The sequence below is a fragment of the Streptomyces zaomyceticus genome (assembly GCF_014656215.1).
Lineage (GTDB): Bacteria > Actinomycetota > Actinomycetes > Streptomycetales > Streptomycetaceae > Streptomyces > Streptomyces zaomyceticus.
Genome location: NZ_BNBZ01000041.1, coordinates 24,881 through 39,846 on the forward strand (window position 1 = coordinate 24,881; position 14,966 = coordinate 39,846).

A 14,966-nucleotide genomic window follows, 5' to 3' on the forward strand; every position below is an offset into this window, starting at 1 on the left:
CCTGCACGTCGGCGGCCTCCGCGAGCTCCGCGGCGGGCCCGCTCAGCCGGGGCGGTGCAAGCGGTCGCCGCCCGCCAGAATCGCCTCCGCCAGCGCGTCCGCGGCCTCCTGCACCGCCCCGCCCCGCCGCCCCGCACGCAGGACGAAGCCCACCTCCCCGAGCTCCGGCAGCCCCGCACGCGCCGGGACCGGCACCAGACCCGGCGGCACCAGCCCCCTCGTGTGCGCCATCACGCCCAGCCCCGCACGGGCCGCCGCCACGTTCGCGCTCAGGCTGGAACTCGTGCACGCGATCCGCCATGCCCGGCCCTGCGCCTCCAGGGCCTCCAGGGCCCGTGCCCGGGTGATCCCCGGCGGCGGGTAGAGGATGAGCGGCACCGGACGGTCCGGATCCAGCCGAAGACCCGGCGCCCCGATCCAGATCAGGGAGTCCTCCCACACGAGCCGGCCCTCGCTCTCCCCACCGCGCCGCTTCGCCAGGATCAGATCGAGCCGGCCCGCGGCGAGCCGGGCCTGGAGCGTGCCCGACAGCTCGACCGTCAGCTCCAGATCCACCTCCGGATGCTCACGGCGGAACGACTCCAGGATCTCCGGCAGCCGGGTCGTCACGAAGTCCTCCGACGCGCCGAAGCGCAGCCGCCCCCGCAGCCGGGTCCCGCCGAAGAACGCCACCGCCCGCTCGTGCGCCTGCAGGATCGTGCGCGCGAAGCCGAGCATCGCCTCGCCGTCCTCCGTCAGCGCCACCCGGTGCGTGTCCCGGGCGAACAGCGGCCGGCCGGTCGCCTCCTCCAGACGTCGCACGTGCTGGCTGACGGTCGACTGGCGCAGCCCGAGACGCTCCGCGGCCCGCGTGAAGCTCAGCGTCTGGGCCACGGCGAGGAAGGTGCGCAGCTGCGTGGGCTCGTACACACGACGACCGTACCGCCCGCGGCCGCGCTCATCGCGCATCGTGATGACAGTCAGAGCTCTGTACGGGATTTCCGATCACCGCCCGCTGGGCCAGGATGGACAGACGCGACACACCCCTCGCCGACCACCCCCGCCGTGCATTGCAGTGGAGCCCATGACCGCCCGTACACCCGCCCGCATCCCGCGCCGCGCCCTCCGGCTGCCGTCCTGGCTGCCCGTCGACGGGTACGTCCTGGCCCTGCTCGGCACGGTCGGCCTCGCCGCGCTCCTCCCCGCCTCCGGAGCCGCGGCCCATGTCGCTGAAGGCGCGGCGACCGGGGCCGTGGCCTTCCTCTTCTTCCTCTACGGGGCCCGCCTCTCCACCCGCGAGGCCCTCGACGGCCTCAAGCACTGGCGGCTCCACCTCACCGTCCTCGGCAGCACCTTCCTGCTCTTCCCCCTCCTCGGACTCGCGGCCCGGGGCCTCGTCCCCACCGTGCTCACCCCTCAGCTCTACAGCGGGTTCCTCTTCCTCTGTCTGGTGCCGTCCACCATCCAGTCCTCCATCGCCTTCACCTCGATCGCCCGCGGCAACGTCCCCGCCGCCATCTGCGCCGGATCCTTCTCCTCCCTCGCCGGGATCGTCCTGACCCCCCTGCTCGCGGCCCTGCTCCTCGGCAACAGCGCGGGCGGCCTCTCCGCCGACGCCCTCCTCGAGATCGTGCTCCAGCTCCTGGTGCCGTTCCTCGCCGGACAGTTCCTGCGCCGCTGGGTCGGCGGCTTCCTCGTCCGCCACAAGAAGGTCCTCGGGTACGTCGACCGGGGATCGATCCTCCTCGTCGTCTACACCGCCTTCAGCCAGGGCATGGTCGCCGGCATCTGGCACCTCGTGACCCCGGCCCGGCTCGGCCTGCTGCTCGCCGTCGAAGCCGTCCTGCTCGCGGCGATGCTCACCCTGACCTGGTACGGATCCCGCCGTCTCGGCTTCGACCGGGCCGACCGGATCGCCATCCAGTTCGCCGGCTCGAAGAAGAGCCTCGCCGCCGGGCTGCCGATGGCCAGCGTCCTCTTCGGCCCGCAGGCCTCGCTCGCCGTGCTCCCGCTGATGCTCTTCCACCAGATGCAGCTGATGGTGTGCGCGGTCCTCGCGAAGCGCCGCGCGCACGACGGAACGGAACCCGGGGGGACGGGTGGGACGGGTGGTGCCCCCTCCGTAGGCCGGATCACACCCATGGCCGCCCCCCGATGATCATCGGGGCCGCTACGGTGCTCCCATGACCGCCCACGATCCCGGCCGCACGGCTCTCGATCCCCGCCGCACCGCGCTCGTCCTCGTCGACCTGATGGAACGCATCGTCGCGCTGCCCCTCGCCCCGCGCCCCGGCACCGACGTCCTCGCCGCCGCCGCACGGCTCGCCGACACCTTCCGGACAGCCGGCGCCCCCGTCGTCCACATCCGGGTCGAGCGGCCGAACATCGCGACCCAGCCGCCCGGCAGCGAACTCGTGCCCGACCTCGTCGACGACGGCGAGCCCGTCGTCGTCAAGCGCACCATCGGCGCCTTCCAGGACACCGGACTCCACGAACTGCTCTCCGCGCTCGGCGCCACCACCCTGGTCCTCGGCGGCATCGCCACCAACCTCGGCGTCGAGTCCACCGCCCGCGCCGCCTGCGACCTCGGCTACGAGCTCGTCTTCGCCGAGGACGCCATGTCCGCGCTCACCGACGCCGAGCACCGCGCCACCGTCGAGCTCGACTTCCCGCGCCTCGGCACCGTCGCCGCCGTCTCCGCGATCACCCTGGACGGGCCCGAGTGACCCGGGTCCCGATACGTTACGGGGCCCGCCCCTGCTCCCTCGTCGTCTGCCGGGGCTGCTGCTGCGGCGACGCCCGCAAGAACCCCGGCACCGACCACGCCGGGCAGCTCGCCCGTCTCCGGGAGGCCGCCGCGGCCTCCGGCGGCCGTCTCGCCGTCCGTACGAGCGACTGCCTCGGGCCCTGCGCCCAGGCCAACATCGTCGTCGTCCAGCCCTCCACCGAGGGCCGGCGGCGGGGCGGACGGGCCGCCTGGGTCGCCTTCGCCCTGGACGAGGACGCCCTCGACGACATCCTCGCCTGGACGGCAGCCGGCGGCCCCGGGATCGCCCCGGTCCCGGCCACCCTCGCCCTCCAGATGATCGATCCGCCGAAGAACTGACCGCGCCCGGGGTGCCGCCCGGCACCGCGGAGGCCGTGCCACGCCCGGGTCCTTGTCACGGTCGGCCAAGGGGTACGGGTGAATCTTGGTGGTTTACGTCACCTGTTACCCATCAGTCGCTGGCAAGACTGGGAAATCCTGCCGGACGATCGAACCACCGAGGGGGTCCCGGGATGACGGGCACTCGCATTGCCGCGCTCGGGCACTACCAGCCCGCCAAGGTGCTCACCAACCACGACCTCGCGGAGTTGGTCGACACCGACGACGCGTGGATCACCAGCCGGGTCGGTATCCGCACCCGGCACATCGGGGGCCCCGACGAACCCGTCGACGAACTCGCCGCACACGCGGCGGGCAAGGCACTGGCCGCCGCCGGGCTCACCCCCGACGACATCGACCTCGTCCTCGTCGCGACCTCCACGGCCATCGACCGGTCGCCCAATACGGCCGCCCGCGTCGCCGCCCGCCTCGGGATGACCTCGCCCGCCACGATGGACCTCAACGTGGTGTGCGCCGGGTTCACCCACGCCCTGGCCACCGCCGACCACGCGGTACGGGCCGGCGGCTCCCGCCGCGCGCTGGTGATCGGCGCCGACAAGATGAGCGCCGTGGCCGACTGGACCGACCGCACCACCTGTGTCCTCGTCGGCGACGGCGCGGGTGCCGCGATCGTCGAGGCCGTGGACGAGGAGGAGGCGGGGGCCGCGCCCGGCATCGGCCCGGTCCTGTGGGGCTCGGTCCCGGAGATGGGCCACGCCGTCCGGATCGAGGGCACCCCGCCCCGCTTCGCGCAGGAGGGCCAGAGCGTCTACCGCTGGGCGACCCAGCAGCTGCCCGCCCTCGCCCGCCGGACCTGCGAGCGGTCCGGCATCGCCCCCGAGGAACTCGCGGGCGTGGTCCTGCACCAGGCCAACCTGCGGATCATCGAGCCGCTCGCCGCGAAGATCGGTGCCGTCAACGCGATCGTCGCCCGCGACGTCGTCGAATCGGGCAACACCTCCGCCGCCTCGATCCCGCTGGCCCTCGCCAAGCTGGTCGAACGCGGAGAGCTTCCCTCCGGAGCCCCGGTCCTGCTCTTCGGATTCGGCGGAAACCTTTCGTACGCGGGTCAGGTCGTCCGGGTCCCGTAGCGCGCGGCCGTGCCCCGTTCGGCGGAGCCCGGTGGCGGCGCGCCGTGGGCGGACCTAGCTTCGATCGCGGTGAGGGTCTTCGCCTTCCGGGTACGGAATCGCTCCGTGGCCGAGCCCTCCCGTGATGTGGAGGACCGTCATGCGCGCGATACGTGCCGCTTCCGTCGCCCTGCTGAGCGCCGCTGCCGTGATCGTGGTCGCGCCGACGGCCCTGGCGGGGGAGGACGAGAACCACGGCATCACGTCGTTCGGCTTCTCCGTCACTCCCACGACCATCGCCCCCGGTGGCACCGTCACGCTGACGTCCGACGGCTGCGAGGAGCCGTCGGTGACGGTCACCTCGGGCGTGTTCGACACCATCACCCTCAACGAGGGCCGTTCGGGCACCGCGACCGTCGATCTCGACGCCAAGGCCGGAGCCCAGTACGAGATCACCTTCGACTGCAAGGGCGAGCGCGGCACCACCACGCTCACCGTCGCCCAGGGCGGCACGGGCGGCACGGGCGGGAACACCGGCGGCAACACGGGCGGGCACGACGAGGGCACGGCCACGGGAGCCCACAAGGGCGTGAAGGCCGGATACGGAACCGCCGCGGCCTCCGGCGCGGACAGCGAGGGCCTCGGCGTCGCCGAGGTGGTCACGGGTGTCCTGCTCATCGCCGGGGCGCTCGGCGCCGCCGTCGTGCTGACCCGACGCCGCGACGCCGGCGGCCGCGCCTGACGGGCGGGTTCCGGGGGGTCAGAGACGGCCCCTCCGCCCCGGTGTGACGAGGTCCGGGACGGAGGGGCGCCACATCACACGGCGCGGCGGTGCCTCACGGCGGGCGCCCGTGCGCGGACGCCACCGGGCGCGCCGTACAGGGCGGGCCGTACGGACGTGAACACGGCGGCGCGGTGCGGCCGTGAACGGCAGGAGGGCGTACGTGGGGCGGTCCGACGTGAGGGGACGAACGAACGGAGCGGCACCGTCGGGGGACGTGCGACCCCCGGACGGCACGGGACGTACGAACCGGTCGGGCCGGTCCGACGGTGCGGGGCGGCACGGTGCCTGGGGCCTCGTCGCCGTCGTCCTCCTCGTCGGCGTCCACCTCGTACGCGGGGGTGCGGAGGAGCTGACCGCCACCGGACCGCCGCAGCCGCTCTCCGCCGCGGCCCCCGACAGCACCCGGGCCCTGGCCGGGCTCGGGCCCGTGCCCGTACCCGATCCGCTGCCCCCGTCGGCGCCGGTCCGCGTCCGTGTCCCCGCCGTGCGCATCGACGCGCCCGTCAGGGAGGTCGGTCTCGACGCCGACGGCTGGATCGAGGCCCCGCCGCCCGAGGACGACCGGCTCGCGGGCTGGTTCACCGGCGCGGTCACCCCCGGGGAGCGCGGTACGGCCGTCGTCGTCGGACATGTCGACACCCCAGGCGGCCCGGCCGTCTTCTACGACCTCGGCTCCCTCGCCAAGGGCCACCGCGTGGAGCTGGCACGCCGCGACGGCCGGACCGCCGTGTTCGCCGTGTACGGGGTCGAGGTCGTCCCCAAGGAGGACTTCCCCGCCGACCGGGTCTACGGCGACTCCGGGGCGCCCGAACTGCGGCTGATCACCTGCGGCGGCACGTTCACCGAGGAGAACGGCTACACGGGCAACGTGGTGGTCTCCGCCCGCCTGGTCGAGGTCCGCTGACCGCCCGACCGGCCCCTTCTCCCTCACCGACCCCCTCTTTGTCCCCAACCGGGAAGAAGTCGGGGGTGATTCATGCTCAACTTCTTCCCAGCCCGGAACACCGCTGCTACGTTCCCCTCGAAAGCCCGAAGACAGCGCGTACGAGAGGGAGGGGCGCGTGAGACGCATGACGGCGCGACCTGCCAACCGGCATCAGGCACGACTCCTCAGGCTGTTGCGCGACGGAGGGCCCAACTCCCGCGCCCAGCTGGGAGATCGGATCGATCTCTCCCGCTCCAAGCTCGCCGTCGAGGTCGACCGGCTCCTGGAGACCGGTCTCGTCGTCGCCGACGGCCTCGCCGCCTCCCGGGGCGGCCGTCGCTCGCACAACATCAGGCTCGCGCCCGAACTCCGCTTCCTCGGTATCGACATCGGCGCCACCTCCATCGATGTCGCCGTCACCAACGCCGAGTTGGAGGTGCTCGGGCACCTCAACCACCCCATGGACGTCCGTGAGGGCCCCGTCGCCGTCTTCGAGCAGGCCCTGTCGATGGCGGCGAAACTCCGCTCCACGGGACTCGCCGAAGGCTTCGACGGCGCCGGCGTCGGAGTCCCCGGACCCGTCCGCTTCCCCGAGGGCGTCCCCGTCGCGCCGCCGATCATGCCCGGCTGGGACGGCTTCCCCGTACGGGAGGCGCTCAGCCAGGAACTCGGCTGCCCCGTCATGGTCGACAACGACGTGAACCTCATGGCCATGGGGGAACAGCACGCCGGTGTCGCCCGTTCCGTCGGCGACTTCCTCTGCGTCAAGATCGGCACCGGGATCGGCTGCGGCATCGTCGTCGGCGGGAACGTCCACCGCGGCACGACGGGCAGCGCCGGCGACATCGGGCACATCCAGGTCGAGCCCGACGGCCGCCCCTGCGCCTGCGGCAACAACGGCTGCCTGGAAGCCCACTTCAGCGGCGCCGCCCTGGCCCGCGACGCCGAGGACGCGGCTCGCGGCGGCAGGTCGGAGGAGCTGGCCGCCCGGCTCGCGGCGGCCGGACACCTCACCGCCGTCGACGTCGCGGCGGCCGCCGCCGCGGGCGACGCCACCTCGCTCGCCCTCATCCGTGCGGGCGGCAACCGGGTCGGGCAGGTCATCGCCGGACTCGTCAGCTTCTTCAACCCCGGTCTGGTGGTGATCGGAGGCGGTGTCACCGGCCTCGGTCACCACCTCCTCGCCAGTGTCCGCACCCAGGTCTACCGGCAGTCGCTGCCCCTGGCCACCCGCAATCTGCCCATCGTCCTCGGCGAACTGGGCCAGACCGCCGGCGTCACCGGCGCGGCCCGGCTCATCAGCGACCACCTCTTCTCCCCGGCGTAACGGCCCCGCCGGCCCACCCGCCGCACCGGTGGTCCGTGCCCACCTCCCCATACCCGGTAGCTCCGTCCCCCTCCCGCACCACTGCACCGTCCCCCGCACCCACGTGCCGGGGCGTCACCCCGCACCACCGCACCGTCTCCCCGCACCCACACCGCCGGGCGGCACCCCGCACCCACTCGCCCAGGCGCCACCCACACCACCGAACGGCACCCCGCACCCGCCGGACGGCTCTTCGCCGAGGGGATCCCCGCCATGCCCGAAGAACACCCACCCCTGCTCACGATGTCCGGAATCACCAAGTCCTTCCCCGGCGTCCGCGCCCTCGACGGCGTCGACCTGGACGTCGCGCCCGGCGAGGTCCACTGCCTCCTCGGCCAGAACGGCGCCGGCAAGTCCACCCTGATCAAGGTCCTCGCCGGAGCCCACCAGCCCGACCGGGGCGCCATCACCTGGAACGGCGAACCCGTACGGCTCCGCTCCCCGAGCGCCGCCGTCCGCCTCGGCATCGCCACCATCTACCAGGAACTCGACCTCGTCGAAGGCCTCTCCGTCGCCGAGAACGTCCACCTCGGCCACGAACCCACCACCGCCGGCTTCGTCCGCGGCCGGGCCGCCAGGGACACCACCGCCACCCTCCTGAAACGCCTCGGCCACCCCGAGATCGACCCCACCCGCCGCGTCGGCGCGCTCTCCGCCGCCCAGCGGCAGATCGTCTCCATGGCCCGCGCCCTCTCCCACGACGTCCGCCTGATCGTCATGGACGAGCCGTCCGCCGCCCTCGACCCCGACGAGGTCGCCAACCTCTTCCGGATCGTCGCCGACCTCACCACCGACGGCGTCGCCGTCGTCTACATCTCCCACCGCCTGGAGGAGATCCGCCGCATCGGCGACCGTGTCACCGTCCTCAAGGACGGCCGGGCCGTCGCCCGCGGACTGCCCGCCGCGACCACCCCGACCCGCGAGGTCGTCGCCCTCATGACCGGCCGGGACGTCCCGTACGTCTTCCCCGAACGGCCCACCCGCCCACCGGCCGGCGAACCCGTCCTCCGTGTCCAGGGGCTCGCCAGAAAAGGCGAGTTCGAGGCCCTCGACCTGGAACTGCGCCCCGGCGAGATCGTCGGCCTCGCCGGACTCGTCGGCTCCGGACGCTCCGAGATCCTGGAGACCGTCTACGGCGCGCGCAGGCCCACCGCGGGCCGGGTGAGCGTCGACGGACGGCCCCTGCGCCCCGGCAGCGTCCCGGCCGCCGTCGCCGCCGGACTCGGCCTCGCCCCCGAGGAACGCAAGGCACAGGGACTCCTGCTCCTCGAATCCGTCACCCGCAACGTCTCCGTCTCCTCCCTCGCCCGCTTCTCCCGGGCCGGCTGGATCGACCGCGCCACCGAACGCGAGACCGCCAGAACCGCCACCCGCACCCTCTCGCTGCGCCCCGACCTGCCCGACGCCCCCGTCCGCACCCTCTCCGGCGGCAACCAGCAGAAGGCCGTCCTCGCCCGCTGGCTGCTGCGCGGCTGCCGTGTCCTCCTCCTCGACGAACCCACCCGCGGCGTCGACGTCGGGGCGCGCGCCGAGCTGTACGCCGTCATCCGCGGCCTCGCCGACGACGGCCTCGCCGTCCTCCTCGTCTCCAGCGAGGTCCCCGAGGTCCTCGGCCTCGCCGACCGCGTCCTGGTGCTCAGAGAAGGCCGGGTCGTCCACGAGGCACCCGCCCAGGAACTCGACGAACACCGTGTACTCGACCTCGTGATGGAAGGGAGCCCGGCGGAATGACGCTCACCACCCCGGTCAAGGCGTCGGCGCGGGAAGGCCGTTGGCGCGCACTCGGCCTGCGGGCCGACGTCCGCAACCTGTCCCTGCTCGGCGTGCTCGCGGTCCTGGTCGCCGTCGGCGGCCTCACCCGGCCCGCCGAGTTCCTCGCCACCTCGAACCTGCAACTCGTCCTGACCCAGGCCTCCGTGATCGGTGTCGTCACCGTCGGCATGACCTTCGTCATCACCAGCGGCGGCATCGACCTCTCCGTCGGCGCGATCGTCGCCCTCGCCTCCGTCTGGGCCACCACCCTCGCCACCCAGGAGTTCGGCTTCGCCGGCATCCTCTTCACGGCGGTCGCCGTCGGACTCGGCTGCGGCCTGGTGAACGGCGTCCTCGTCGCGTACGGCGGAATGGTCCCCTTCATCGCCACCCTGGCGATGCTGGCCTCGGCGCGCGGTCTCGCCCTCCAGATCACCGACGGCAGGACCCAGATCGTCACCGTCCCGTCCGTCCTCGACCTCGGCGTCCCCGACGCCTACGTCCTCGGGATCCCGCCGCTCGTCCTCGTCTTCGCGGCCGTCACCGCCGCCGGCTGGCTGCTGCTCAACCGGACCACGTTCGGCCGCCGCACCGTCGCCGTCGGCGGCAACCCCGAGGCCGCCCGCCTCGCCGGCATCGACGTACGCCGCCAGCGCCTCTTCCTCTATCTGCTCTCCGGACTGTGCTGCGGCATCGCCGCCTTCCTGCTCGTCGTCCTCGCGGGCTCCGGCCAGAACACCAACGGCAACCTGTACGAGCTCGACGCCATCGCCGCCGCCATCATCGGCGGCACCCTCCTCAGCGGTGGCCGCGGCACCATCGTCGGCTCCGTCCTCGGCGTTCTCGTCTTCACCACGATCACCAACATCTTCGCCCTCAACAACCTGCAGAGCGACGTCCAGCAGATCGCCAAGGGGGCGATCATCGTCGCCGCCGTCCTGATCCAGCGCCGCACCGTCCGCGACGGCGACGGCTGACCGGACTCCCGCACCCTCACCGGCCACCACCCCCCTTCACCACCACCCCTCCTTCGCCACCACCCCTTTCACCCTCACCCCCTCGGAAGGGATCCACCGCCATGCCCGACTCCAGCCGCAGACACCTCCTCCTCGGCGGCGCCGCCGTCTCCGCCGGCGCCCTGCTCACCGCCTGTACCAGCAACGAGCCCAAGAACGCCAAGAACACCGGACCCGCCGCGGGCGCCGCCCCCGCCGCCGACGACAAGCCCGGTACCCCCGTCACCATCGGCTTCGCCGGCCCGCAGGCCGACCACGGCTGGCTCAACGCCATCAACCAGAACGCCAAGGACCGGGCGAAGAAGTACTCCGAGGTCACCCTGGAGATCACCGAGGGCTCCAACGACACCGCCACCCAGATCGGCCAGGTCCAGACCCTCATCAACAAGAAGGTCGACGTCCTCGTCATCCTCCCCGCCGACGGCAAGGCCCTCACCCAGATCGGCCTCCAGGCCATGAAGGCCGGCATCCCGGTCATCAACCTCGACCGGATCTTCGCCTCGCCGCAGGCCTACCGCTGCTGGATCGGCGGCGACAACTACGGCATGGGCCTCAACGCCGGCAATTTCATCGGTGAACGTCTCAAGGACAAGCCGAACGCCACCGTCGTCGAACTCGCGGGCATGGACAGCCTCGAACTCACCAAGCAGCGCACCCAGGGCTTCGACGACGCCCTCAAGAACTACCCCAACATCCGCAAGGTCGCCCGCCAGGCCGCCGACTTCACCGTCGAGTCCGGCCAGGCCAAGATGGCCCAACTCCTCCAGGCACAGCCGAAGTTCGACGCCCTCTGGAACCACGACGACGACCAGGGCGTCGGCGCCCTGCGGGCCGTCGCCCAGGCCGGACGCAAGGACTTCCTCATGGTCGGCGGCGCCGGCGCCAGATCCGCCATGGACGCCATCAAGTCCGACACCGGCGTCCTCAAGGCCACCGTCCTCTACCCGCCGACCATGGCCGCCTCCGCGATCGACCTCGCCCGCGCCCTCGGTCAGCAGAAGGGCGTCGGCGGCATGGCCGAACTGGAGATCCCCGCCTCGATCACCCTCTACTCCGCCGTCGTCACCAAGGAGAACGTCGACGAGTACCTGCCCACCGGCTTCAGCTGACCGGCCCGGACCCGGGCGGTCCGCACCCGGACGGCCCCGAACGGGGCGGTCCGCCCCGGGGAGCAGCACCTCGCCGCACCACGAAACGGAGGAACCGTATGGAACAGACGGAGAGCGGGGTCGCACCGCCCACGCTCGGTATCGGCATGGTCGGCTACGCGTTCATGGGAGCCGCCCACTCACAGGGCTGGCGCACCGCGGGCCGCGTCTTCGACCTGCCGCTGCTGCCCGTCCTCGCCGCCGTCGCGGGCCGGGACGCCACCGCCGTCCGGGCCGCCGCCCGCCGGCACGGCTGGGCCGCCGCCGAGACCGACTGGCGCGCCCTGATCGCCCGCGACGACGTCCAGCTCGTCGACGTCTGCACCCCGGGCGACAGCCATGCGGAGATCGCCGTCGCCGCCCTCGAGGCCGGCAAGCACGTGCTGTGCGAGAAGCCGCTCGCCAACTCGGTGGCCGAGGCCGAGACGATGGCGGCGGCCGCCGAAGCGGCCGCCGCACGCGGTCAGATCGCCATGGTCGGCTTCAACTACCGCCGAGTGCCCGCCCTCGCCCACGCCAGACGGCTCGTCGCGGAAGGACGACTCGGAGCGCTGCGGCACGTCCGGGTCACCTACCTTCAGGACTGGCTGGTCGACCCCGCCTTCCCCCTGACCTGGCGGCTGGAACGCGAGCACGCCGGCTCCGGGGCGCTCGGAGACCTGGGCGCCCACGCCGTCGACCTCGCCCAGTACCTCGCGGGGGAGCACCTGGTCGGGGTGTCGGCGCTCACCGAGACCTTCGTACGCGAACGCCCGCTGCTCGCGGGCGTCGCCGCGGGCGGTCTCGGCGGGGGAGCGGGATCGGGGGCGTACGGGCAGGTCACGGTGGACGACGCGGCACTGTTCACCGGGCGTCTCGCCTCCGGCGCGCTCGCCTCCTTCGAGGCCACCCGGATGGCCGCGGGCCGCAAGAACGCCCTCCGGCTGGAGCTCAACGGGGAGCACGGCTCGCTCGCCTTCGACCTGGAGCGGCTCAACGAACTGTCCTTCCACGACCACACCGAACCGGCCGTCTCGGCCGGCTTCCGCCGCATCCTCGTGACCGAACCCGACCACCCGTACCTGGAGGGCTGGTGGCCGCCCGGCCACGGACTGGGCTACGAGCACACCTTCGTCCACCAGGCCCGCGACCTGGTGCACGCCGTCGCGAGCCGCACCGCCCCGACGCCCTCCTTCGCCGACGGCCTCCAGGTCCAGCGGGTCCTGGCGGCGGTGGAGGAGAGCGCCCGGAGCAACGCCGTCTACACGCCCGTCCCCTCCCCGGTCCCTTCCCCGGTCCGGAACCCCGTCGACACGCCCGTACCGAGCTAGGAGGCACCCGACCGTGCCACGACCCTTCACGCTCTTCACCGGCCAGTGGGCCGACCTGCCCCTGGAGGAGGTCTGCCGGCTCGCCCGCGATTTCGGCTACGACGGCCTCGAACTCGCCTGCTGGGGAGACCACTTCGAAGTGGACAGGGCCCTCGCCGATCCGGCGTACGTCAAGGGCAGGCGCGAACTGCTCGACGCGTACGGACTGAAGTGCTGGGCGATCTCCAACCATCTGGTGGGGCAGGCCGTCTGCGACCACCCCATCGACGAGCGCCACCGGGCGATCGTGCCGACCCGGATCTGGGGCGACGGCGACGCCGAGGGGGTGCGGCGGCGGGCCGCGCGTGAGCTCGCGGACACCGCGCGGGCCGCCGCGGCGCTCGGTGTCGACACCGTCGTCGGCTTCACCGGATCGTCGATCTGGCATCTGGTGGCGATGTTCCCCCCGGTGCCCGAGCGCATGGTCGAGCGGGGCTTCGAGGACTTCGCGGAACGCTGGAACCCGATCCTCGACGTCTTCGACACCGAGGGGGTCCGCTTCGCCCACGAGGTGCACCCCGGTGAGATCGCCTACGACTACTGGACCACCGAGCGGGCCCTCGAAGCCGTCGACCGGCGCCCCGCCTTCGGGCTCAACTTCGACCCGAGCCACTTCGTGTGGCAGGACCTCGACCCCGTCGGCTTCCTGTGGGACTTCCGCGACCGGATCTACCACGTCGACTGCAAGGAGGCCCGGAAGCGGCTCGACGGCCGCAACGGGCGCCTCGGCTCCCATCTGCCCTGGGGCGATCCCCGGCGCGGCTGGGACTTCGTCTCGGCCGGACACGGTGACGTGCCCTGGGAGGACGTCTTCCGGATGCTCCGGTCGATCGGCTACGCCGGGCCGGTCTCCGTGGAGTGGGAGGACGCCGGAATGGACCGGCTGACCGGTGCCCCCGAGGCGCTGTCCTTCCTCAAGAGGTACGACTTCGACCCTCCGGCGGCCTCCTTCGACGCCGCCTTCGGGAGCGCCGACTGAGAGGGCGCCGCAGCTCCGTGCCGGGCGGCGAGCGCGCCGCCGGGCCGGACCGGGCGGCGGCGCGACGTGGCATCGCCCTCACCGTCGACCTGACGGACTTCCGCCGTCGCATTGGCCCGGACCGCGTCGTGGTCGCCAAGGTGGCATCCACGGAGCCGGCGTCGGGGGGCGCCGGGCTCCCACCCGGAGGCCTCCACGCGGCCGCGGCGCTCCGCGCCGGACGTCCGCCGGAGGGTCCGCCGCCTCCGTACCCGACGCCACCGCACCCTTCGCGTACGGGCGGACACATCCTGTGCGCGCCGTCGTGCCCCGGGGAATCGATCAAGGACTGCGAGGCGGCTCCACCCCACTGACCACGGAAAACGCTGGTGAAAGCCACCTCGAACCCCTGGTAGAGTTACATCTGTCGCCGCGAGGGAAACCCCGATGCGACAGACACCTTGTCCGGGTGGCGGAATGGCAGACGCGCTAGCTTGAGGTGCTAGTGCCCTTTATCGGGCGTGGGGGTTCAAGTCCCCCCTCGGACACCAGCGGAAATGTCGGTCGATCTCGTATCGACCGGCATTTCGCATTGTGCCGTCGACGGCCTCGGTGCCATGCGGCCCAAGGCCGGCGTGGTCGAGAGGGCCCGACCCCGCGCGGTCCGGCTACCTCTTCCGCGCCACGACCAGCCGGCACCGGGGGCTCCCGTCGTCCCGGCGGCCCAGGGTTTCGACCGGGGCCAAAGAGACGTCGAAGCCGGTTTCCTCCAGGCTCCCGCGCACGTCCGCGAGGCGGAAGGTGCGGTAGTACATGACGAACGGCGGGCGCCAGAGGGCGTTGCGGACGCGCATCGTGGCGTCGAAGCCCCACAGGGTCCAGTAGAGGCGGGAGCCGACCGGGGGCGGGGCCGCGACGGGGAAGGCGAAGGTGCCGCCGGGGCGGAGGGACGCGTGGACCTGGGCGAACAGGGTGCGCTGTTCCTCCGGGAGGAAGTGGCCGAAGGCGCCGAAGCTGACCGCCAGGTCGAAGACCGGGGCGAAGGGCAGGGCCAGGGCGTCCGCGCGGACCAGGCCGGCGGTGGGGTGGGCCTCGCGGGCGCGGGTCAGCATGCCCGTACTGAAGTCGACGCCGGTGACCCGGCCCGCGCAGACCGCCCGGAGGACGCCGAGTCCGGCGCCGGTGCCGCAGCAGACGTCGAGCCCCGAGTCGAAGGGGCCGAGGCTCTCCAGGGTGCGGGTGACCGCGGTCAGGAGCCGGTCCGAGGTGCGGAACGGGGTTGCGTCGAACTTGTCCGCGAGCAGGTCGTAGCCGTGCTCGACCGAGGAGAGGGCCTGGACGGTCAGCTCGCGGAGGCTGGGACCCTGCGGGGTGAACATGCTCCCGACCCTATGCCGTCGGGGGGCCGTCGTACGGCTGTCACGGGGTGGTCGGTGCAGGACGCCGCGAGATCGCGTACGCGAGTGTCCGAACG

14 protein-coding genes and 1 tRNA gene are annotated in these 14,966 nt (G+C 73.0%); 13 read left to right on the plus strand and 2 right to left on the minus strand.

The features are described from left to right. Positions 1 to 42: 42 nt before the first annotated feature. Positions 43 to 948 (minus strand): LysR substrate-binding domain-containing protein, encoded by a 906-nt coding sequence (locus IE311_RS33045; RefSeq protein ID WP_189835561.1) that lies wholly within the window; start codon positions 946 to 948, stop codon positions 43 to 45. Positions 949 to 1,063: 115 nt separating this feature from the next. On the opposite strand from IE311_RS33045, the gene IE311_RS33050 reads away from it, so the two are divergent. The 13 genes from IE311_RS33050 to IE311_RS33110 all read left to right on the plus strand — a co-directional run bounded on the left by IE311_RS33050 (position 1,064) and on the right by IE311_RS33110 (position 14,043). Continuing rightward, positions 1,064 to 2,137 (plus strand): bile acid:sodium symporter family protein, encoded by a 1,074-nt coding sequence (locus tag IE311_RS33050; RefSeq protein ID WP_189835562.1) that lies wholly within the window; start codon positions 1,064 to 1,066, stop codon positions 2,135 to 2,137. Positions 2,138 to 2,162: 25 nt separating this feature from the next. Beyond that, positions 2,163 to 2,705 (plus strand): isochorismatase family protein, encoded by a 543-nt coding sequence (locus IE311_RS33055; protein ID WP_189835563.1) that lies wholly within the window; start codon positions 2,163 to 2,165, stop codon positions 2,703 to 2,705. Beyond that, positions 2,702 to 3,085 carry a (2Fe-2S) ferredoxin domain-containing protein gene (locus tag IE311_RS33060; RefSeq protein WP_189835564.1) on the plus strand — a complete coding sequence of 128 codons (384 nt, stop codon included), beginning with the start codon at positions 2,702 to 2,704 and terminating at the stop codon, positions 3,083 to 3,085. The genes IE311_RS33055 and IE311_RS33060 overlap by 4 nt, the downstream gene beginning before the upstream one ends. A 173-nt stretch (positions 3,086 to 3,258) precedes the next feature. Then, a complete protein-coding gene (locus IE311_RS33065; protein ID WP_189835565.1) occupies positions 3,259 to 4,215 on the plus strand; it encodes a beta-ketoacyl-ACP synthase III in 957 nt (318 codons plus the stop codon). Positions 4,216 to 4,354: 139 nt separating this feature from the next. Next, the gene (locus IE311_RS33070) at positions 4,355 to 4,936 is read left to right on the plus strand and encodes a hypothetical protein (protein WP_189835566.1); all 582 of its coding nucleotides are present in this window, start codon (positions 4,355 to 4,357) and stop codon (positions 4,934 to 4,936) included. 256 nt (positions 4,937 to 5,192) lie between these two features. Then, positions 5,193 to 5,882, plus strand: a complete 690-nt coding sequence (locus IE311_RS33075) for a class F sortase (protein ID WP_189835567.1) — start codon at positions 5,193 to 5,195, stop codon at positions 5,880 to 5,882. Positions 5,883 to 6,048: 166 nt separating this feature from the next. Then, complete coding sequence (locus IE311_RS33080) at positions 6,049 to 7,230, plus strand: ROK family transcriptional regulator (RefSeq protein WP_189835596.1); 1,182 nt, start codon at positions 6,049 to 6,051, stop codon at positions 7,228 to 7,230. Between the two features lie 282 nt (positions 7,231 to 7,512). Next, positions 7,513 to 9,000 (plus strand): sugar ABC transporter ATP-binding protein, encoded by a 1,488-nt coding sequence (locus IE311_RS33085; RefSeq protein ID WP_189835597.1) that lies wholly within the window; start codon positions 7,513 to 7,515, stop codon positions 8,998 to 9,000. Continuing rightward, positions 8,997 to 9,998: an ABC transporter permease gene (locus IE311_RS33090; protein ID WP_189835568.1), complete on the plus strand. Its 1,002-nt coding sequence runs from the start codon at positions 8,997 to 8,999 to the stop codon at positions 9,996 to 9,998. The genes IE311_RS33085 and IE311_RS33090 overlap by 4 nt, the downstream gene beginning before the upstream one ends. Before the next feature lie 101 nt (positions 9,999 to 10,099). Beyond that, positions 10,100 to 11,146 (plus strand): substrate-binding domain-containing protein, encoded by a 1,047-nt coding sequence (locus IE311_RS33095; protein WP_189835569.1) that lies wholly within the window; start codon positions 10,100 to 10,102, stop codon positions 11,144 to 11,146. Positions 11,147 to 11,244: 98 nt separating this feature from the next. After that, positions 11,245 to 12,495: a Gfo/Idh/MocA family protein gene (locus IE311_RS33100; RefSeq protein WP_189835570.1), complete on the plus strand. Its 1,251-nt coding sequence runs from the start codon at positions 11,245 to 11,247 to the stop codon at positions 12,493 to 12,495. 13 nt (positions 12,496 to 12,508) lie between these two features. Further along, on the plus strand, positions 12,509 to 13,513 hold the full coding sequence (locus tag IE311_RS33105) for a sugar phosphate isomerase/epimerase family protein (RefSeq protein WP_189835571.1): 1,005 nt from the start codon (positions 12,509 to 12,511) through the stop codon (positions 13,511 to 13,513). A gap of 442 nt (positions 13,514 to 13,955) precedes the next feature. Next, positions 13,956 to 14,043 (plus strand) — tRNA-Leu (locus IE311_RS33110). 117 nt (positions 14,044 to 14,160) lie between these two features. Here the strand turns inward: IE311_RS33110 and IE311_RS33115 are convergent. Further along, complete coding sequence (locus tag IE311_RS33115) at positions 14,161 to 14,871, minus strand: class I SAM-dependent methyltransferase (protein WP_189835572.1); 711 nt, start codon at positions 14,869 to 14,871, stop codon at positions 14,161 to 14,163. Positions 14,872 to 14,966 lie beyond the last annotated feature (95 nt).

What these genes read in the sequence shown, in the direction of transcription:
- IE311_RS33055 (WP_189835563.1), top strand. Translation starts at nt 2,163, where the DNA reads ATGACCGCCCACGATCCCGGCCGCACGGCTCTCGATCCCCGCCGCACC.
- IE311_RS33115 (WP_189835572.1), bottom strand. Translation starts at nt 14,871, where the DNA reads ATGTTCACCCCGCAGGGTCCCAGCCTCCGCGAGCTGACCGTCCAGGCC.
- IE311_RS33065 (WP_189835565.1), top strand. Translation starts at nt 3,259, where the DNA reads ATGACGGGCACTCGCATTGCCGCGCTCGGGCACTACCAGCCCGCCAAG.
- IE311_RS33100 (WP_189835570.1), top strand. Translation starts at nt 11,245, where the DNA reads ATGGAACAGACGGAGAGCGGGGTCGCACCGCCCACGCTCGGTATCGGC.
- IE311_RS33045 (WP_189835561.1), bottom strand. Translation starts at nt 948, where the DNA reads ATGCGCGATGAGCGCGGCCGCGGGCGGTACGGTCGTCGTGTGTACGAG.
- IE311_RS33070 (WP_189835566.1), top strand. Translation starts at nt 4,355, where the DNA reads ATGCGCGCGATACGTGCCGCTTCCGTCGCCCTGCTGAGCGCCGCTGCC.
- IE311_RS33090 (WP_189835568.1), top strand. Translation starts at nt 8,997, where the DNA reads ATGACGCTCACCACCCCGGTCAAGGCGTCGGCGCGGGAAGGCCGTTGG.
- IE311_RS33095 (WP_189835569.1), top strand. Translation starts at nt 10,100, where the DNA reads ATGCCCGACTCCAGCCGCAGACACCTCCTCCTCGGCGGCGCCGCCGTC.
- IE311_RS33050 (WP_189835562.1), top strand. Translation starts at nt 1,064, where the DNA reads ATGACCGCCCGTACACCCGCCCGCATCCCGCGCCGCGCCCTCCGGCTG.
- IE311_RS33085 (WP_189835597.1), top strand. Translation starts at nt 7,513, where the DNA reads ATGTCCGGAATCACCAAGTCCTTCCCCGGCGTCCGCGCCCTCGACGGC.
- IE311_RS33080 (WP_189835596.1), top strand. Translation starts at nt 6,049, where the DNA reads ATGACGGCGCGACCTGCCAACCGGCATCAGGCACGACTCCTCAGGCTG.